The organism is uncultured Tateyamaria sp., from assembly GCF_947503415.1.
In the GTDB taxonomy this organism is placed as follows: Bacteria; Pseudomonadota; Alphaproteobacteria; order Rhodobacterales; family Rhodobacteraceae; genus Tateyamaria.
On record NZ_CANNDS010000001.1, the window covers coordinates 1551603 to 1571124 of the forward strand.

General features: G+C 61.0%; 21 protein-coding genes. 11 read left to right on the plus strand and 10 right to left on the minus strand.

The window, feature by feature from the left end; translation table 11 throughout:
* Positions 1-52 precede the first annotated feature (52 nt).
* From Q1A32_RS07520 to Q1A32_RS07535, 4 genes are all read left to right on the plus strand, one after another.
* Positions 53-847, plus strand: coding sequence for a serine protease (locus Q1A32_RS07520; RefSeq protein ID WP_299652826.1), 795 nt, complete (start codon positions 53-55; stop codon positions 845-847).
* Entirely contained in the window at positions 844-1647 is an 804-nt protein-coding gene (locus Q1A32_RS07525) for a serine protease (protein ID WP_299651512.1), read from the plus strand. The genes Q1A32_RS07520 and Q1A32_RS07525 overlap by 4 nt, the downstream gene beginning before the upstream one ends.
* Before the next feature lie 130 nt (positions 1648-1777).
* Entirely contained in the window at positions 1778-2242 is a 465-nt protein-coding gene (locus Q1A32_RS07530; protein WP_299607593.1) for an Hsp20 family protein, read from the plus strand.
* 128 nt (positions 2243-2370) lie between these two features.
* Complete coding sequence (locus tag Q1A32_RS07535; protein WP_299651513.1) at positions 2371-2880, plus strand: ClbS/DfsB family four-helix bundle protein; 510 nt, start codon at positions 2371-2373, stop codon at positions 2878-2880.
* On the opposite strand, the gene Q1A32_RS07540 is transcribed toward Q1A32_RS07535, so the two are convergent.
* The 3 genes from Q1A32_RS07540 to Q1A32_RS07550 form a co-directional block, all read right to left on the minus strand.
* The gene (locus tag Q1A32_RS07540) at positions 2877-4115 is read right to left on the minus strand and encodes an Hsp70 family protein (RefSeq protein WP_299651515.1); all 1239 of its coding nucleotides are present in this window, start codon (positions 4113-4115) and stop codon (positions 2877-2879) included. The genes Q1A32_RS07535 and Q1A32_RS07540 overlap by 4 nt on opposite strands.
* Before the next feature lie 69 nt (positions 4116-4184).
* Entirely contained in the window at positions 4185-5153 is a 969-nt protein-coding gene (locus Q1A32_RS07545) for a threonine dehydratase (RefSeq protein ID WP_299651517.1), read from the minus strand.
* A gap of 18 nt (positions 5154-5171) precedes the next feature.
* A complete protein-coding gene (locus tag Q1A32_RS07550; RefSeq protein WP_299651519.1) occupies positions 5172-5999 on the minus strand; it encodes a PHB depolymerase family esterase in 828 nt (275 codons plus the stop codon).
* Between the two features lie 170 nt (positions 6000-6169).
* Between Q1A32_RS07550 and Q1A32_RS07555 the strand changes: the two genes are divergently transcribed.
* The gene (locus tag Q1A32_RS07555; protein WP_299607584.1) at positions 6170-6460 is read left to right on the plus strand and encodes a hypothetical protein; all 291 of its coding nucleotides are present in this window, start codon (positions 6170-6172) and stop codon (positions 6458-6460) included.
* Here the strand turns inward: Q1A32_RS07555 and Q1A32_RS07560 are convergent, their stop codons facing one another.
* Positions 6461-7126: a L,D-transpeptidase gene (locus Q1A32_RS07560; protein ID WP_299651521.1), complete on the minus strand. Its 666-nt coding sequence runs from the start codon at positions 7124-7126 to the stop codon at positions 6461-6463.
* A gap of 175 nt (positions 7127-7301) precedes the next feature.
* Entirely contained in the window at positions 7302-8777 is a 1476-nt protein-coding gene (locus Q1A32_RS07565; RefSeq protein ID WP_299651523.1) for an NAD-dependent succinate-semialdehyde dehydrogenase, read from the minus strand.
* A 77-nt stretch (positions 8778-8854) separates the two neighbouring features.
* On the opposite strand from Q1A32_RS07565, the gene Q1A32_RS07570 reads away from it, so the two are divergent.
* Both Q1A32_RS07570 and Q1A32_RS07575 read left to right on the plus strand, forming a co-directional pair.
* Positions 8855-9646, plus strand: a complete 792-nt coding sequence (locus Q1A32_RS07570) for an alpha/beta hydrolase (RefSeq protein WP_299651525.1) — start codon at positions 8855-8857, stop codon at positions 9644-9646.
* Between the two features lie 95 nt (positions 9647-9741).
* Positions 9742-10950, plus strand: coding sequence for an aminopeptidase P family protein (locus Q1A32_RS07575; protein ID WP_299651527.1), 1209 nt, complete (start codon positions 9742-9744; stop codon positions 10948-10950).
* A gap of 13 nt (positions 10951-10963) precedes the next feature.
* Here Q1A32_RS07575 and Q1A32_RS07580 read toward each other — a convergent pair whose 3' ends face one another.
* The 5 genes from Q1A32_RS07580 to Q1A32_RS07600 form a co-directional block, all read right to left on the minus strand.
* Positions 10964-12085, minus strand: a complete 1122-nt coding sequence (locus Q1A32_RS07580; RefSeq protein WP_299651529.1) for a serine/threonine protein kinase — start codon at positions 12083-12085, stop codon at positions 10964-10966.
* 62 nt (positions 12086-12147) lie between these two features.
* Positions 12148-12696, minus strand: a complete 549-nt coding sequence (locus Q1A32_RS07585) for a hypothetical protein (protein WP_299651531.1) — start codon at positions 12694-12696, stop codon at positions 12148-12150.
* Positions 12697-12752: 56 nt separating this feature from the next.
* Complete coding sequence (locus Q1A32_RS07590) at positions 12753-13040, minus strand: hypothetical protein (RefSeq protein WP_299607570.1); 288 nt, start codon at positions 13038-13040, stop codon at positions 12753-12755.
* Between the two features lie 28 nt (positions 13041-13068).
* Positions 13069-13740, minus strand: coding sequence for a PspA/IM30 family protein (locus tag Q1A32_RS07595; protein WP_299651533.1), 672 nt, complete (start codon positions 13738-13740; stop codon positions 13069-13071).
* Between the two features lie 84 nt (positions 13741-13824).
* Positions 13825-14430: a TetR/AcrR family transcriptional regulator gene (locus Q1A32_RS07600; RefSeq protein WP_299651535.1), complete on the minus strand. Its 606-nt coding sequence runs from the start codon at positions 14428-14430 to the stop codon at positions 13825-13827.
* Positions 14431-14616: 186 nt separating this feature from the next.
* Here Q1A32_RS07600 and Q1A32_RS07605 point away from each other — a divergent pair, with 186 nt between their 5' ends.
* From Q1A32_RS07605 to Q1A32_RS07620, 4 genes are all read left to right on the plus strand, one after another.
* Positions 14617-15693: a hypothetical protein gene (locus Q1A32_RS07605; protein WP_299651537.1), complete on the plus strand. Its 1077-nt coding sequence runs from the start codon at positions 14617-14619 to the stop codon at positions 15691-15693.
* A gap of 2 nt (positions 15694-15695) precedes the next feature.
* Positions 15696-15845, plus strand: coding sequence for a hypothetical protein (locus Q1A32_RS07610; protein ID WP_299651539.1), 150 nt, complete (start codon positions 15696-15698; stop codon positions 15843-15845).
* A 351-nt stretch (positions 15846-16196) separates the two neighbouring features.
* Positions 16197-17312, plus strand: a complete 1116-nt coding sequence (locus tag Q1A32_RS07615) for a hypothetical protein (protein ID WP_299651541.1) — start codon at positions 16197-16199, stop codon at positions 17310-17312.
* 71 nt (positions 17313-17383) lie between these two features.
* Positions 17384-19321, plus strand: a complete 1938-nt coding sequence (locus Q1A32_RS07620) for an ATP-binding protein (RefSeq protein WP_299651543.1) — start codon at positions 17384-17386, stop codon at positions 19319-19321.
* Positions 19322-19522: the final 201 nt, after the last annotated feature.

The following is a 19522-nucleotide window of genomic DNA, read 5'->3' on the forward strand; positions in this document are numbered from 1 at the left end:
CGCCATTCGATCCTAAACCGGACAGACCCTTGGGATCGGAGATTTCGTGCATATGCGCCGATGGATGGCCCTCTTCATAGCGGCGCTGGCGATAGCGTCGGGTGCGATTGCACAGGATGCGCAATTACGGCGTCTGGAGTCAGGCGCTGATGCCGCCGGGTGGGAGGCCGTCGGGCGGCTCAACATCGGTGGCACGGGCTTTTGCACCGGTGCCTTGATCGCATCCAATCTGGTGCTGACGGCGGGACATTGCCTCTTTGACAAGGCGACAGGTGAGCGGATCGATCACACCCGGGTCGAATTTCTGGCGGGCTGGCGCAATGGCCGCGCCTCTGCCTATCGGAACGTGCGCCGGGCCGTGATCCATCCCGATTATGCCCATGCCGGGCACGCAAGTTCCGAAGGTGTGCGCAACGATTTGGCGCTGCTGGAGCTGAACCATCCCATCCGCAACGGCAAAATCATTCCGTTTGAAACCGCAGCCCGCCCACGCCGTGGCGCTAAAGTGGGCGTTGTCAGTTACGGCACCGGCAGGTCCGAAGCCCCGTCCCTGCAAGAATTGTGCAGCGTGCTGGCGCAACAGGATGGTCTGTTGGTCACGTCCTGTTCTGTCGAATTCGGCAGCTCGGGCGCACCGATCTTTGTCATCGATCAAGGCCGGGCACAGATCGTGTCCGTGGTCTCTGCCAAGGCTGAAGTCGAAGGGAAAGCCGTTTCTCTGGGGACATCGCTTGGTGCGCCACTTGCACGACTGCAAGCCGAACTTGTGGCACAGCGTGATGATGTGAGCCCTCGAATCTCTGGCGGAACCCGCCGGGACACAGGGGCGAAATTTATCAAACCATGAGGGCGTTGGCGCTGATCCTGGCCCTTTTGGCCGCCCCTTGGGCGCAGGCGCAAACCTCGCAACTGCGCTCGCTCGACACTGATTATTCTGCGGCCAGTTGGAAAGCGGTGGGGCGTATCGACTTTGATGGCCGCGCCTTTTGTTCCGGCACTTTGATTGCCCGTGATCTGGTTCTGACGGCTGCACATTGCCTGTATAAACCGGGTACGAATACGCTTTGGCCAGCGGACACCATTCGTTTCAGCGCAGGTTTCCGGGATGGACGCGCCGTTGCGACGCGGCGGGCCGCAGATGCCGCCGCACATTCCAGGTTCGATGCAGTGGCTGCTTTGACAGCCACGAACGCATCCTATGATGTTGGTCTGATCAGGCTGTCTGAGCCCATTTCCACCTTCGATGTGCCGCCATTCTATGTCCATGACGGGCGGGTTACGCCGGGGCCGGTGAGCGTTGTCAGCTATGGCCGCGGGCGGGCAACCACTCAGTCGCGGCAAAAGGAATGCCAGATGCTTGGCCGCTCCAGTGATACCATGGTGTTCGATTGCGATGTGACCTTCGGGTCGTCTGGCGCGCCAGTTTTCACGCATCGGAACGGGCGGGGTCAGATCATGTCCGTGATCTCTGGCATGGTCGAAGTCGACGGTCAGAAACGCTCCATTGGGATGGTGCTGCCCGCACGCGTGACCGAGGTGAAACGCCAGATGCGCATGCAGGTGGCTCCACCTGTGGCGCAAGTCCGGCGCATCACCGTGGGTGGTGGCAAGCGGTCCAATACGGGTGCGAAATTCGTTCGGCCCTAGGGGTCTTGAACGGCCAAAAATCCTCACCACATTACTGTCATCGGATGCCCGAATGGGGTCCGACCATAGCAACCATGCGGGTTTGTCCGAACCGGAAAGCCCGCCGTTAATCGCTCAAGATGAGGATGACATGCGTACATACGACTTTGCACCGCTTTACCGCGCAACCGTTGGCTTTGACCAAATCGCTGACCTGATGGACCGGGTCACTGCGACAGAAGGCAACGCAAACAGCTACCCCCCTTACAACATCGAAAAGACCGACGATGATGCGTATCGCATCTCGATTGCCGTTGCCGGCTTCTCGGACGCTGACCTTGGTGTCGAGGTCAAGGAAAAGAGCCTGATCGTTTCGGCCAAGAAAGCCGAAGGCGAGGACAAGACCTACCTCCACCGTGGCATCGCAACCCGCGCGTTTGAACGCCGGTTCCATCTGGCCGACCACGTGGTCGTGACCGGTGCGTCCCATGTGGACGGCATGCTGCATATCGATCTGGTCAAGGAAGTTCCCGAGGCCCTGAAGCCCCGCCGCATCGAAATTGCCAACCAAAAGGCGATTGAGACCGACGTGGTTGACGCCAAGGCCGTGAACTAAGTCCGACACCCTCCCTGTTGGATGGACCCGGGATGCGAAGGCATCCCGGGTTTTTTCGTGCGCAACTGATCCAGCGCAAGGACATGAAGCGGCCATTATGTTCCGATCCGCGCGAAAGGGGACGGACCATGGCCGCAGACAACAAGCACGACCTTGTCGCTGTAACCGAAAAGGAATTTGGCAAGCTGGAGAGGCTGATCGCCTCCCTTGAGCCAGACATCGCGATGAAGACGCTGGAGGATGACACCTGCATCAAGGATATCATCGGCCACCGCGCCCATTGGATCGAATTGTTTCTGGGCTGGTATGCCGATGGGCAAGCGGGCAAACCTGTGTTCTTCCCTGCCGAGGGGTACAAGTGGAACGACTTGAAACGGTACAATGCCGACCTGCGCCAACGGCAGGCGGATCTGGATTGGCCTGATGCGGTGGCGCTTCTGCGGGACAACCATGCGCGGCTTACGTCCTTTATCGCCGATCAATCGGATGACACGCTCTATGGTGGCCCGATGAAGGGGGCGAACAACGCGTGGACGCCCGGGCGTTGGGCCGAAGCGGCTGGTGCAAGCCACTATCGGTCCGCTTCAAAGTTCATTCGTGCCGCCACACGGGCGCTGGCCCGAGGCGTCGCGTCCTAGCGACTTGCCGCAATTGCCAACCCGTCAGCCACGGCTGTGAACACCTCGGAAAACGAATGTTTGGCGGTTGGGAACAGATCGCCCATCGTGTCCGTGACCATCGACATCAGGCTTGAGCCTCCGACATAGATCACCTGATCGATCCCATCGGCATCCACGCCCGCCATCTCCAATGCCTCGGCCACACCTTTCCGCAATGCGGCTGCATGTGGCTCAAGGATGCCCCGCAACGCAGAGGCGGGCACAGCTGCCGACAGCCCTCGGGCCACCTCATCCAGTGCAATCACCGCATCCTCCCGTCCTGAATTTGCGTCAATCTTGCCCTGTTCGACGGCAAAGGCAACGTCATGACCCAGTTCGTTCTCAAGCACCGTCTCAAGGCGTCCCATCTTGCCCGGCTCTTCCGCCAATTGCGCCATGTCGCGTGCCATGCGCCGGGTCTTGGCCGTGTAGAGGAACGGGATTTTCTCCCACGTGGCGAGATCGTTGAAGATTGCCTTGGGCGCGGGCAGCGTGCCGGGGCCGATGGCGTTGCGGATCAGCGTGCCCGCCCCGAAATGGGGCATGACACGGTCGATGCTGATGGACCGGTCAAAGTCTGTGCCCCCGATGCGCACACCGTGATTGGCAAGGATCGTGACCCCGTCATTGCCGGTGCGGAACACCGAAAAGTCCGACGTACCACCGCCGATATCCACGATCAGACCCGTGGCGCCGGGGTGATCCAACGCGCCGCTTGCAATGGCCGCGGCTTCGGGTTCCGGCAGGAAGGACACGCCCTTGAACCCGGCCGCCAGATAACAGGCGCGCAAGTCCGCTTCTGCCTGGGCCTCACGCGGATCATCTGTGCCGTGAAACACCACGGGTCGCCCCGACAGGGCATGGTCAAAGCTGTGCCCGGCCTCCGCTTCGGCGCGCTTTTTCACCTCGGCCAAGAAGCGCCCGATGATGTCCACAAAGGTCATCCGCGTGTTCAGCAACTGCCGCTTTTCGTGCATGATCGACGTGCCCAGCACCCGCTTGAGCGCGCGCATGAACCGCCCTTCGATCCCGTCAAGAAGTGCGGCATTCGCTGGATGCCCCATCAGCATCTTGCGCGCGTCATAGTCAAAGAACACGGCCGTCGGCAGCGTTGTCTGCCCCGGTGCCATGGTCACAAGATGCGGCTTGCCGTCCCGGACATAGCCCGCAGCCGAGTTGGAGGTGCCGAAATCAATGCCCAAAACCTGTGCCATGACGCGCCCTCGTGCCGCTGCGGAAAGGCGCGGGGTTTAGGCGCGCGGGACGGTCGCGTCAACCGTCCATCACACGTGTGGGGTTTGCCCGTCCAGCACGGTGCGAAACCAGCCCGTGTCGATGTTGCCGCCGCACAGGATCACGCCGACCTTCTTGCCCGCCATCTGGTCGCGTTCCTGCATGAGGCCTGCGAGTGGCGCGGCCCCGGCACCCTCGGCCACGTTATGCGTGGCCGTAAAATAAAGTCGGATTGCATCTGCCACGTCATCGTCGCTGACGGCAATGATGCGTTCGGCGCCTTTGGAATAGATGTCGAACGCCTCTTGCACCGGTATCCGCACGGCCATGCCGTCGGCAAAGGTACTGGCCGAGTTGGTCTCTACCAGCCGCCCCGCCTCGACCGATAGCTTTGCGGTTTGCGCCTGATCGGACACGACGCCCACCACCTTGGTGGTCAGACCCAAAGCGTCGCGCGCCATGATTGTCCCGCAAATGCCCGACCCACACCCGATGGGCACATAAACGGTGTCGAGGTCGGGCTGCGCCGTGAACAACTCAAAGGCATAGGTCGCCACGCCGCGCACCAGCTCGGGGTGGTAGGGCGGTACGATGAACAACCCCTCTTCGTCCGCCACGCGAAAGGCTTCCTCGCGCGCGGTGTCAAAGTCGTCGCCGAACTCGATCAATTCTGCACCGAAGGCCTCCATCGCCGCGTTTTTCTCAACCGAATTGCCGCGCGGGACATAGACCTTGGCCGTCAGCCCCGCATTCGTCGCGGCCCAGGCCTGCCCCTGACCATGATTGCCGCGTGTTGCGGTGCAAATGCCCGGCACATCCGGGTGCGTGCGCACCAGCCAATCCATAAAGGTCAGCGCACCGCGCACCTTGAAGGCCCCGGTGGGTGTGTGGTTCTCGTGCTTGACCCACACCTCCGCGCCCGTGGCGGCACTCAGCAGCGGCCAATGGTGCTGCGGCGTGGGGGCCATGCGGGCGTGAACAAAGCGGGCGGCGGTCTCAAGATCGGAGCGGGTCAGCATGGGCGCATCTGACCCAGATCAGCCGCTCTCGTCCAGCCCCTTGCCCTCGAACCAGTCCATGACACGGGCGGCCCAACCCTGCGGCGCGCCGTGCCCGCCCTTGTGCAGCATCAGGCGGATGTCGCCAGCCCTGCAGTCAGTCCAGTGGCGAAACCACAGGTCGCCCTCAAAACTGTTGCGCTCTGGCTGGCGTGCATTGCAGCCATTGGTTTCGCGCAGGATTTTCAACGACGCCCAGACATCGCCCTGCACAACGGCCCCATCCGCAAAGGATCGCCCCTCCAGCGGCACAGTCCGGTCATTCCAGCCATGGGTGTGAAACAGACGGACGGGGGCGGCACAGCCGGTGGGCAGATCATCCCAGAAGGCCCCGGCCAGTGGGGCAAAGGCATCGGCGAATTCGGGGTGCTGGCATGCCATATCCCACACAAAGGACCCACCGCGCGAAAAGCCCGCCAGCAATACGGTGCCCCCTTCAAACCCAGTGCGCGCCCGGACATCGGCCATCACTTCGGGCAGGAAGCCAAAGTCCTGCCGGTCATATTCCAACCCCTTGCCACGCACCGACCAATCCCGTTTGAACCGTCGTGTGGGTTGATCACCATCGGGGGCGACGAAGATATAGCCGCGGTCCAATGCCTCGCGTGCAAGCCCTGAGTTCAGCAACCCGCGGCCCCGGCCCCCGCCGCCGTGCAGGTGCATCACGAAGCCCTTCGGCGCGACCTCGGGCACGGCCATATGATAGTTGCCCGACGGAATTTCGCAGGCATCATCGCGCCCGCCACAGGCCAGCGCGGGCAGGGACATCAGGCAAAAGGCAAGGCAACTGGCAATCAGGCGGATCATGGGGCTCTCCGGAACAGGGATTCCCAAACCAGACTGCATCGGACCCGGCACTGCAAGTCACGAGGGCGTCACATCGCAGATGCCAGTTGCAGGATCACCCGTATGGCATGATAAAAGCGCATATGGACGCGCGGCACGATCAACCGGGCGCAGACCACGTGGGGACGGATATGACACGAACACTTTTGGTGCTTGGTGCAGCGGCTGTAGTTTTGGCGGCCTGTGATGAGACGACACAAACGGGCGGGGATGGCGGACCCTTCATTTCGCCTCTGCCCGAGCGGATCATGGCGCTGGCCGACCCCAAACAGGACCTGAACGCGGTCAAGGTCGACCCGGTTGATGGCTGCCTTGTCTACCGCCACGTTGGCCCGGTCGAGACGACGTTCCTGCCCCTCCGCTCGCGCGAAGGGCGTCCGATCTGCACACGTCCGGCGGCTGAAGCAACGCCGGCTACGTGATCAACTTGCCGCTGTAACGCCGTCTTCCGATGGATACAGAAACGCGGTCGAGCCCGGTGCGACATTGGGGTAAAGCTGGTTGATATGGGCCATGATCATCCGCACGCAGCCCGAACTTGCGCGCCCGCCGATGGATCGCGGGTAGGGTGTGCCGTGGATGCGCAGATACGTGTCGCGATTGCCGACAAACAGATACAGCGCCCGTGAGCCAAGCGGGTTTGTCGGCCCGCCATTCATCCCGTCAGCATGTTTCTCGAACAGATCCGGGTCCCGCTCGATCATCGCGGCGGTTGGGGTCCATGTGGGCCATTTCGTCTTGCGCTTGATGGTGTAGGTGCCCGGCTCGTACAGGTTGCCGCGCGCGATGGCCGCGCCATACCGCATGGCCGAACCGTCCGCCTGGATGTGGTACAGGTATCGCGCCACGGCATCGACATGGATGTCCCCCGGTGTCAGCCCATCATTGGCCTGCACCCGCTGCGGAAGGAACCGGCGGTGCACGCCCCAAGGGTTCGACGTGGCCGGGTCATAATTCGCGGGCGTCACCTGCGCATCCCAAGCCGACCATTTTGACTGGTCCGAGATCGGACGGGCTAGAACCGGCCCGGCAATCGGGGCCGAAAACAGGGCGGCGGTGGTCACTACAAAATGGCGTCTGGTCAACATCGGTTCAAATTCCTCGTACTGAAGTTCGCTTTGCATAGCGCAATTGGGCCGTTTTGAAAAATCCTGTCCGCAATTGGTCACGGCCATGTGAGGGGTGCATTCCTTAACAAATTCCAAACGTGGCTTTGTAACCCCTTGGAATTGCTCATGTGGTGCGCTGTCCCAGCGTGGGACATCACACGCTCATGCACACATACTTCATTTCCAGAAATTCCTCGATCCCGTGATGCGACCCTTCGCGGCCCAGCCCCGATTGCTTGACCCCACCAAACGGCGCCACCTCGGTAGATATGATGCCGGTGTTCACGCCGACAATCCCGTATTCCAGCGCCTCGGCCACCTTGTACACGCGGCTCAGATCGTTGGCATAGAAGTAGGCAGCGAGGCCGAAAATCGTGTCGTTGGCCATCGCAATCACATCATCCACGTCGTCGAATTTGAACAGCGGAGCAAGCGGCCCAAAAGTCTCCTCATGCGCGACGGTCATGTCCTGCGTCACACCGGTCACGATGGTCGGCTGGAAGAACCCGCCGCCCAAGGCATGCGGCTCACCCCCCGTCAGCACGGCCCCGCCATGCTCTACAATATCCGTCAGATGGTTCTGCACCTTCTCCACCGCCTTGTCGTTGATCAGTGGCCCGGTGGTCACACCGTCCTCGAACCCGTCACCCACCTTCAACGCCTCGACGGCGTCCTTCAGCTTGGAGGCAAAGGCGTCATAGACCCCGGCCTGCACGTAAATCCGGTTGGCACAGACACAGGTCTGACCTGCATTGCGAAACTTGCACATCATCGCGCCTTCGACGGCAGCATCCAGATCGGCGTCGTCAAACACGATGAAAGGTGCATTGCCGCCCAACTCCATCGAGCACTTCATCACCTGATCGGCGGCCTGTTTCAGCAGGATGCGCCCCACTTGGGTCGATCCGGTAAAGGTCAGCTTGCGCACGGCGGGGTTCTCGCAGAACTCCTTGCCCGTGCCGGAGGAATCGGATGTCGTGACCACCTGAAACACCCCCGCAGGCAGACCCGCACGCTCGGCCAGTACGCCCATGGCAATGGCCGACAGGGGCGTCAATTCCGCAGGGCGTGCCACAAACGAACAGCCCGCCGCCAGCGCCGGTGCGGCCTTGCGGGTGATCATGGCGTTGGGGAAGTTCCACGGCGTGATCGATGCCGCCACACCGATGGGCTGCTTCATCACCATGATCCGCTTGTCGCGCTGGTGGCCGGGGATCGTCTCGCCATAGATGCGCTTGGCCTCTTCGGCAAAGAATTCGACAAAGGACGCGCCATAGGCAATCTCGCCCTTGGCCTCTGCCAGCGGCTTGCCCTGTTCGGCGGTCAGGATCGTGCCCAGATCGTCCTGATGCTTCATCATCAACTCAAACCACGTGCGCAACACGGCGGCGCGTTCCTTTCCGGTCCACGTGGCCCACTCCTTTTGGGCCGCTTCGGCCCCGGCAATGGCCTCGGCCACCTGCGCGCGGCTCAGATCGGCCACCTGCGCCACAACATCCCCGCGCGCGGGGTTGGTCACGTCAAACGTGCCTTCGTCGCCATCCATCCACCCGCCATTCACATAGGCGCGGGTCTCAAGAAGTGACGGATCGTTGAGCATGGATTTAAGGTCAGTGGTCTGATCGAGCATGGGGCATCCTTTCAGGTCTGGCGCATGTGAAACAACACGCGGTAGGCTTGTCCAGTTCCAAAGTAAGGGGGGACATCATGCCAGACATGGATGATGCGTATGCAAACGGGGCCTATATCGAAGGGGCCGCAGATTATCCACCGCGCTGGGTGGCGCAGGCACAGGCGTTTCGTGACAGTCTTGGGGACCGTGCTCGCATCGGTCTGACATATGGTCCATCCGAACGCATGGCGCTTGATTACTTTCTGCCCGAAGGGGCGGCCAAGGGAACGCTGATATTTGTGCACGGCGGGTACTGGCTGAAATTCGACCGCACCTATTGGTCACATCTGGCCCACGGGGCGCTGACAAAAGGCTGGGCGGTGGCGATGCCGTCCTACGATCTGTGCCCAAACATCCGCATCGCCGGGATCACGCAACAGATCGCGCAGGCCGTCATGGCCGTGGCCGAGGGCAGCATGGGGCCGATCAGTCTGGCCGGTCATTCCGCGGGCGGGCATCTGGTGTCGCGCATGCTGGCACCGGGGATGCTGCCTGCGTCCGTGACGGCGCGGCTTGCACATGTCATGCCGATCTCGCCCGTCTCCGACCTTGAACCGCTCTTGCAAACGGCCATGAACGCTGAATTCGGTATGGACACGGCCATGGCGCAGGCGGAAAGCCCGATCCACCAACCCAAACCCGACGTGCCCGTCACGGTCTGGGTCGGGGCGGATGAACGACCCGTTTTCCTTGATCAGGCGCGTTGGCTGGCCAAGGCATGGGGGGCAGATCACGTGGTCACGGACGGCGAACACCATTTCAACGTGATCGACGCGCTGACCGACCCAGACAGCGACATGATCCGGCGCTTGACCACAGCGCCCTGACGCGCAACAAGGCAGCGGCTGCGGGCGATGGCGTCGCCCGCTGATCTGCCAGACTGTCCTGAACGCCGGGACCTTTCTGCAAAGGAGGGTCAAGGATGACCAACCGTCCCGATTTCTACCGCTTCCACAACGGCTCAAAAGCGGCATTGCCGTTCGAGGCCGCCGAATATGACGCCCGCCTGACTGAACTGCGCGAACGCATGGATGCCCAAGGCGCATCTGCTGCGGTCTTCACGTCCATGCACAACGTCGCCTATTACTCGGGCTTTCTTTATTGCGCCTTTGGCCGTCCATATGCCTGCGTCGTGACGGACGACGCCTGCGTGACGATCAGCGCAGGCATCGACGCGGGCCAGCCATGGCGGCTCAGCCATGGCGACAACATCACCTACACAGACTGGCAGCGCGACAACTTCTGGCGCGCGGTGCGCGAAGTGACGGGCGAGATTGCGGTGATCGGCATCGAAGCCGACCACCTGACCGTGCAGCAACAGGGCAAGATGGAAGATTTCCTGAAACCCATCGTCACCGTCGATCTGTCGGATACCACCATGCGCCAGCGTATGTACAAGTCAGAGGCCGAGATCGCCCTGATCCGCCACGGGGCCCAAGTGGCCGATGTGGGCGGCTATGCCATCCGCGATGCGATCAAGCTGGGTGCACGCGAGATTGACGTGGCCATGGCGGGCCGTGACGCAATGGAACTGGAAATTGCCAAACGCTTTCCCGATGCCGAATACCGCGACACGTGGGTCTGGTTCCAATCCGGCCTGAACACGGACGGCGCACACAACCCGGTCACCAGCCGGCAGTTGGAACGCGGCGATATCCTGTCGCTCAACACCTTTCCCATGATCTCGGGCTACTACACCGCGCTGGAACGCACGTTGTTCGTGGAAACGGTGGACGACGCCAGCCTTGCCATCTGGAACCACAACGTCGCCGCGCATGAATTGGGCATGTCGCTGCTGAAACCCGGTGCCACCTGCGCGCAAGTGACGGAAGGCGTAAACGCCTATTTCCGCGAACATGACCTGCTTCAATACCGGACCTTCGGCTACGGCCACTCCTTCGGCGTGTTGTCGCATTACTACGGACGCGAGGCCGGGCTGGAACTGCGTGAAGACATCGACACGGTGCTGGAACCCGGCATGGTCATCTCGATGGAGCCGATGCTGACGATCCCCGATGGCCAACCGGGCGCGGGCGGATACCGCGAACACGACATCCTGATCATCACCGAAGACGGTAACGAGAACATCACCGGCTTCCCCTATGGCCCGGATCACAATGTGATCGGCTGAGCGCGCGCGGCGGCTATTGCTTGGGGAAATAATCCTCGCAATCGCCGTCGCGGTACACATCCGCAGTGCAGCAATGCAGCCCGCCGCCAAAGGCGTAGGCATCGCGCAACTCGACCTCGACAACCTCTAGCCCCAGCTTGTCCATCTGCTCGGCCTGATAGACCTCGGATTTCTCGACACAGACGGTCTTTGGGTCCAGCACCAGAACGTTCATGCTTAGCCACGTGGACGAATAGCACAAAGGCGGCGGCGAGTTATGCGCAGGCTGGGCGGCATCCACAATCTCCCACCCGTTCGCCTCGAACATGCCGCGCTGATCGTCGGGCAACCGGCGCTGCGGATTGTTCAGGATCAGACCGGGGCGCAGGGGGGTAAAGGTCGCGTCGATGTGGATGGGATAAGGATCACCGGGGAAGTTGACGGTGTGCACGCGGTGATCGGGGAAGTGACGGCGCAGCCACTCGATGCCCTTGAGGTTTGTGGTGAACCCGTGCTGCACCACCAGATCCTTGCCAAAGCGCAGCACGTCGGCGGCGTCAAACAGGGGCTCTTCTTCGGTCGTGACAAAGAACTTCTTTGCGGCCCATTCCAGCCGCTTGGCGTTGCCGATCTTGTCGCTCAGGTAATCAGGGTGATAATCGGCATCGGTCAGGCGGGGCTTGGGGGCGGCCTCGTGCCGGAAATTCGGGTCCTCGTCCCAGTATTGCTGCATCAGCGGGCGGTAATTCAGGTACTCGAACCACCGGCAGCGATAGGACATCGTGGCTTCCAGTATCTCATGGCCCACGGTCAGCAAGACGTCACGGGGTGGCATGCAGCCAAACTGGCTTTCGGTGTGAAAATCCGGCGTGGTGGCAGGCACCGAATGGTCAATCGATGTCGGGCGATCCACCCGGATGCCGCGCGCCTGCAACTGGTTGGCAAAATTGTCCAGCAGCTCATTGGCCCGGTCGATGGTTTCTTGTGGACGGCGGCCCCACTGGCCGCGCATGTCGCTGTCCTCGGGCACCTTGGCGTCCAGCGCAGGTTCTTCGGGCGGGATATGGCAATCATCTGCCCGGCCCACGATCACGTGGCGCAGCGTGTCCCATTCGTTCCAGCTTTTGACTTCGGTTTTGTCCGGTGACCATGCCATGTGCTCTCTCCCCTCATGTCCGCGCGCCAGATTGCGGAAAGCGCGAGCAGAGGCAAGAGGGCTCAGAAATATCCTTCGCGCAGCCACATGAAAACAGCCGCCGCACTCCCGGCAAAGATCAGCATGGTGTATTGAATGCGTTGCTGGCGGGACATCCATTCGTGAGCGGACAGTATGGACAGGATGGAATACCATGCGGCCAGAAGAGCGGCAGCGCCCGGCAGAATCAGGACCAGAAACATATCCGGCTGGATCCCGGCAAAAAATACCAAGGCGAGAGCGGGAAAAAACGGGATCTCACCCCAAAAGAACACAGGTGTAAAAGCCATAAGGCCTGCCGCAATCACGGCACGGCGCCGGTGTATGGGAAACATCGCGGACCGCACTCTGGTGCGGGCATCATACCCCAACGTGACAACCATCCCGGCGGCATAACCCGCCATCAGGGACAGTAATCCAGCCGCCGCAGGATGCAGCGTGTCCATCCAATAGGGGTTATGGATCCAGCCGGGCGCGCGATAGGCAAGATAGGCCAGCCAGAACAGCGCCGCGATGGGCAGGGCCGTCCAGTGAAGGCGCTTGCGCAAGGGGTTGGGCATTGAATTGTCCATGAAATCACCTTTCTCAAATCGGGTGGGCCGCCCCTTGCCGGGGCGACCTGTGGGGATCAGGCCGCGTCCTTGATGTCGCCGACATAATCCTCAAGCAGCTTCTCGTTGCGCGCTTCCTCGATCCGGTTGATGCGGTCGATGCGCTGCTGATTGTCGAAGCGGTATTTGACAAAGTTCACAAGGCTGAGGGTCAGCATCAGAATGCCGATGCCCCAGTAACCCTTGGTCGCAAGGGGCACGTCGGTGCTGAGCCACAGGGACAGGCCCAGCATGACATAGGCAATGGCCACGCCAGCGCCGTTGACGAACATGATAAGCGTATTATCGGGTTGTTGATTGTGCATTTTTTCTCTCCGTCGGTGTTGGGTTTGGTCAGTCTTTAAGGCGGGCCAGAACATCCCGACCCGTCACTTTGGTGGCAGCGCCAAAGCCTGCGTCGGCCATGCGGTCTTCAAGCCCGCTGTGGTCCAGACCGGCATTGATGTCGGCCAGAATTTGCGCCTGCTCCAGTGGGTCGTCCTTGCCCACCACCCGGTCGATCAGCTCCTGGGCCTCATCGGCAGAAGATGTTCCGGCAAGGGTGCTGTGCAGCTTGGCCTGCATGCCCTGTTCGCGGCGCATGGCACGGGCGGTGATGGCCCCTTGCTTGAGGTCGATGACACGGCGGTGGCCCCGTTCGACGGAAGCGCGCAGGCGCGTGGTCTGGGTGTCCAGCCGGTCGATGGTCGCCTGCCGCAGTGTCGCTTCGTTTTCCATTTCGGCCACGGCATTGGCCGCTTCGGTGGCCATATCCTCGCGCCCGGCCTCCAGCGCCTCGCGGGCGCGGCCGGTCAATGTGGCGATCCGTGTGCCCAGCAGATCAAGCAGCTTCTGCTCGGACCGGCTGCGCTGGATCAGGCTCGCCAGCGTAGACTTGGCCGCGCGGACCTGCGCTTCGGTCTCGCGGATCTTCTGGTCGATCAACTCGATGGCATAGACGTCGCGCAGCCGGTCTTCGGCCCGGGCATCAACGCCTGCAATCAATGTACGTAATGTGGATAGCATCATGTTTCCCTTTCATGAACATCGTTCACGAAAGGTCAGATAAGGGTAGCATGAACATTGTTCAAGAACAACAATGAACAATGTTCACATTTTCTTGTTTCCGGTCGCAGAGCGCAGGATCAGGGCGATCATGTTGCGGATCTGGTCGCGCGGGACGGCGGAAATCCGGTTTTCCAATCCCAACAGCACGATGCCGTGCACAGATGAGAACAGCGCGCGGGTCAACAGATCGACCTCGTTCTGATCCATGTCCGGAAAGCATTCCTGCACCGGTCCGTTGATGTGGCTGAACAGGCGCGCCAGCTCTTCAAGGTACCAGTCAGGCACATTTATATCCGCGGACATACGCAAGTCGAACAGCGCCCGCCACAGCTTGGGATGTGCGCCCGCGTAATCAAGATAGGCATGCGCCATCACGATCAAACGGTCGGTCGGGGGCAGGGTCTCCTTGCCCTCAAGTGCTGCGGCCACGAAGCGTCCCAGCTTGCGAAACGTGCGCCCGTTCACGGCGATAATGATGTCTTCAAGATCGCCAAAAACGTTGTAAATTGCACCAACAGAACACCCAGCCGCCTGCGCCAGCGGGCGTGCCTTGATGGCCTGAATGCCCTCTTGCTCGATCTGTTGCTCGGCAAGGGTGATCAGCCTGTCCCGCAACGCGTTGCGGCGTTCTTCTGCTTTGCTGGCCATGCCCATCCCCGTCTTGAACCACGTTCACGGCATAACGGGCTGGGCAGGGCAGGAAAACCCCGGTCACATCCTTTTATTCCCGCAGTGGTTTTGCAACACTTCGCGGGAATTCCGGGGATGCGCTGATGTAAATCCTCGTCACATTGCCTATATGCGTACCAACGCATTGAAACAAGGGAGTATTTAATGGCGAATTTCGCATCTCAGGTCGAAGAATCTCAGGCGCAAGTGGCCGAGGCACAAGATAAAATCGCCGAATTGACCAGCCGGATCGAAATGGCGCGGGCTAAGATGAAGTCGGGCGACGACATTTCCATGGATATTGAAAACGCCACGCTGGAAGACGTGCACGCCCACACGGATGTGATGAACGCCAACATCGCTGAGCTGATCATGGGTCTGGACGACGTGACCGCCGCCTTTTCAAAGGATTTTGACGAGATGCGGTCCAAAACGGGCTGGGAAAGCTTTGTCGGTGTCTTTGCCAAGGCCAAGTCGGAATCCATGCGGCAGGAGCGCGTGCGCAGCGCCTCCATCGACGACAAGCTGCAGGACCTGATTTCCAAGTCCGACGTGATCGTCCAATTGCTGCAAGGTCAGCTGACCATGCTGGAAGAGCAGAAAACCAAGGTCGAAACCAACTTGACCGAAACGCTGGACGAACGTGAATTCACCGTGCAGGAGCTGTCGGCCCTGCAAGCCGACATTCAGGCGATGGATCCGCAGATCATCACGCTGGAAAACAAGATCGCATCCGAGACCGACGCCGCCGCGCGGACCGCGTTGGAAACCGAGCTGGCCGAGATGAACACGAAATACAACGAGATGGTGCAAGAAGAGCAGGTCAAGCTGGCGAAATCCCAGACCCTTGAGCGGTACATCGAAAAGGGAAAGACGTGGGTCGACTCCCTGCAAAATCAGGCTGCGACCCAGATGGTGCTGATCAACAAGTTACAAACAGACACCAAGCAGCGTGTGGTGCTGTATGATGCGCTGACCAAGTCTCTGAAAACAGCACAACAACAGGACGTCGCCCACCGCATCAACGAGATAGGCGTGCAGACAGATCAGGAAGCCCAAACGGCGATGGCCGGGATCGGGGCCGCCACCAACGCCCGCATGGCCGACATGCTGGAAGCGCACGAAGATCACATGGTCTTTGCCCGCGACGTGCTGGAGCAGAAGGCGAAGGCGGATGAACGCTTTGCCCGCCGCTTTGCCCAGATCGTCGAGAAGCACGACAGCAATGCGTATGGTGGCTAGTCATGAATTTAGGTTTTGCTGCCATCGCGGTGTCAATCATCTGCCTGCTGGCAGCACTCGCCTTCGGCGCCCCCACATGGGTCAACGGAGTGGGGTTCTTTTCCGGGATTGTCGGGCTCTATCTGCTGTCCAAGGGGCGCAAGAGCGGGTGAGGACTCTGCAGGAGTTGTGGGCGCGAGATCAAATCCAATGCCCGCCCGGTGGCACCTCCGGGCAGCCCCCGACCGCCCCCCTGGGCGGGGGCTATACCCCCACCCGCGGCCGGGGGCTGCCCTTGTTTATATTTGAAAACGGTTGAAGCTGATGCAGTGGAAGATTGGTCTGATCGTTGTTGGCGCTCTTTGTTTGATCCTTGTACATCAATTTCACGGGGCTTGGTGGGCTTACGCAATTGGGTCTCTGCCGATCCTCATCGGGTTGGCGTGGATCGGCGCATACGATGCCGCTGCTGACCGATCCGGACGTCAAAAGTGGGGCGATGGTTCCGGCCCCGGTGCGAGCACATGATCAAATCCGAAACCTCCGGCCTCACCGACCTCTTTGCATCGCGCCGCTATTTCAAGAAGTTCGAGACCATCACCGGGCATCTTGGCCGTGTCGCGGGCGTGATGGAGGCCGAGGGTGATCTGACCCGGGACGAGGTCAAGATCCTTACCCGCTATATCGCTGAGCTCACCTTTACCTTCCGCGCGCTGGGTCAAAAATACCTGCTGGTGGGCCGCGATACCGGGCGTTTCTTTGGCAGTCTCGCAATCGACACACGCTATAGCGGGTTTCCCGCCGCCGAAGAATTGCTCACCATGGCGTCGGACGCGCTGCAGGCGGGACGTCATCTTGACCGGATCGAACCGGCGGACGCGCTGAAAAAGCAGATGGTCGAGGTCATCATCGGCGACCGGCAGGTGCCGACGAAACTGCAATTCGCCCTGTCCCAGCGGCTTTATTACGAGGATCTTGTGCGCGGTCAGCTTTTCTGGCCCCGCAACGATCCCCAGATCGTTTGGACCGGCAATCTGTCTGACGACCGCCGCAGCTTCCGCATCCATTGGGCCGTGTACGATACAGAACTGAACCTACCCGTCATCTACATGATGGAGGTCGAAGACTCAGGCCGCACCGCCCTGCCCAAAGACCCCCGCCGCTGGCCGGAAGCCCAAGCGCACCTGATGGCGCAATCGCTTGGCAAGCTGAAGCTGGTAACCATCGCCAAGGGTTTTGACGAGGATTTCGACGACCTGCACCCCAAACGCCTGCGCCGCTTCTATGCCGGGCCGATGTATTCGTCGGCCTTCACCGATCAATCGGGGCCCATTCTGAATGTCCTCAAGGCGGCGCGTGCACCCGCAGGCCAGGACTGGGCGCTGGTGTGGACCGAGGAAGACCTGCATTCGGAACGCGTGATCGAGGAACGTTCGGGCTGGTTTTCGTCCGTGGAACGTGAGGTCTTTGCCCTCGATCCGTTCTCGGGTCGTGGCGCGGATCTGGGAGCCACACGGATGGAACGCAGCATCGTGTTGCCGCAGCGCGCCTTTCAGGCCCTTGAAGAGATGAACCCGCCCGGTTTTGGATCGGTCCGCAAGTTTGTGGTCAGCCCGTCGGGGCGGGTGCTCAGATACTGAAGGGTGGGACGCATGGCGAACCGGCCCTCCGGGGGGAGTTTATTTTGCAAGATGAAGCAGGGGATCAGTGAATGAGCCAAACGTCGGATCAGATGGAACTGCGCGAGGCCGAGATCATTGCGCACTACCCCATGGCGCTGTCCATGTTGCAGGGTTTTGATCATGCGCCGCGCATCGGGACGGGCAAGGCGGCACCTCAGCAAGAGCGCTCAAGCGGCGTTGGCACGCGGCGCCGGTTTCGGTCGACCACGCCGGGGCTAACCACGCGGCGCATTGTGCCCACGGGTGCTGTGCAACTGATGGCCACCATCGAAGGGGCCGATGACGACGATGCGCTGATGTCGCCCGTGCAGGCCACGGTGCTGAACGCCCTGCGCCGCGCCATTTCAATCGCGCTGGCGGTGGCCGAGAACTATGCGTCGGTCTCGGGTCTCGGCGATCTCAAACGCGCCAACCTTGAAGGGGCGTTGCCCGCCGCGCGCAAGACTGAGTTTGCCGAATTGCTGGCCGCCGAGGCACTCATCACCCTCTACGTCTTTGGCAATGCGACAGCGTATTTGCTGTCGGCGCACCAGATCGAAATCACGGCAGAGGTGGGTGAGGTCGAGGAGGTGCTGACCGACAATGGCCAGACCGCCCTGCACGGCATTCTGTGGGAACTGGATCAGGACATCGCGACCCACGCCCCGGACGACACCCACCTTGTTGCGACCATCACGGCCTTTGCGGAGGCATGTATGGAAAAGGTCGCCCTGCGCGCTCAGAACGCCCCGCGTCTTGCCCCCTTCACCGGGGCGTCTTGGCATGTGGAGGCCGACGACTTCACAGTGCAGGGCTTTACCCCGGCGACAAAGGCCAAGTCGCAAACCCTGACCATGACCTTCAAGAAACCGCACGAGGTTGTGGGCAATCACATCGCCAAATATCAGGCCATGAAGCTGGCCAAGATGCTGATGGCCTATGATTTTGACCGGCGGCTGAACCCCTTTGCCGAGTTGGGCGGCTTCATCTTCACCTTTATGGGGGACGGTGCGCCGGGGACGGGCAAGACCACGCTGATCCAGATGATGGCGGGGCTGATCAACGACTATTGCGGGGTCGCGGGCTATGCGTTTCGTTATCAGAACCTGAGCACGGACAATATCGACAGCTATCAGGGCAAATCGGGCCAGAATGCCAAGGCGTTCATCAACAACGTGCTTGATCCGGGTGTCATAGGCTTTGGCACCATCGATGATATCGACCAGTTGGCGGGCAAACGGGGCGACCGGCAGTCGTCAGCGGGGCAGTTGGAAATCACCGCCGTGTTGATGGAGAGCTTTGCAGGCGCCAATACTGTTGTGCGGGGCAATTGCACCTTCGGCATGTTCTCGAACTACCCCGAGAACGTGGACGACGCCCTGCGCCAGCGGGCTGGGGCGCGGTTTCTGGTGGATGGGCCGCAAACGCGCGAGGATTACATCGACATTCTGGCGCTATTGATGGGCAAGAACCACGATATCCCGATGGGTGCGCATGAGTTGTTCTCGGCCCAGGAGATCAAGAAGGCGGTCGCCGCCAGCTTTGACAGCCACTCCCGCCCGCATGAACCGGGGCTGATGGAGGTGTTTGACCGAGTGCATTCGGACATCGGGGAGATGGACACGATTGCGAAGCTGGGCACGTATCTGAAGGCGATCCAGAAGGCGGATGAGCGGTTCACGGGCCGCGCGATCAAGAACATCACGGATGCGGTGAAGGTGCGGGCGATGGACTTTGAGTTGCCCGATGAATGGATGGAGAACCCGGAGCTGTTCCTGTTCAAGGGCTATGACGAGAAGAAAGCGATGATCGAAGAGCTGCGTGTGCCGATCACGGTCGACATGGTGGTGCAGGAGATCAACCGCTACGCGGACAGCGAGTTTCGCTATGCGGACAAGTCGGATGAGGTCGCGATCGAGGCGATGGTGCGGGAGTTTGGGCGGCAGGAAGAGGCGAAGAAGCGGTTTTTGGGGGACAACAGGGAATGATGGTTCACCAAATTCAGAATGTGGTTAGCGGGGACGTGCCCGACCTCGGGTGGGCGCACGCAGCATCAGCGCAATGTGGGGCGCTGGCATCACGTAATTCGGCCATTCGAAGCGTGACATCAGCAATGCACCCTCCCGGGGGGGAGATCGGGCGCGGCCCGGCGATGCCGGGCACCTGCGGTTCACATGATGTGCCAGTTT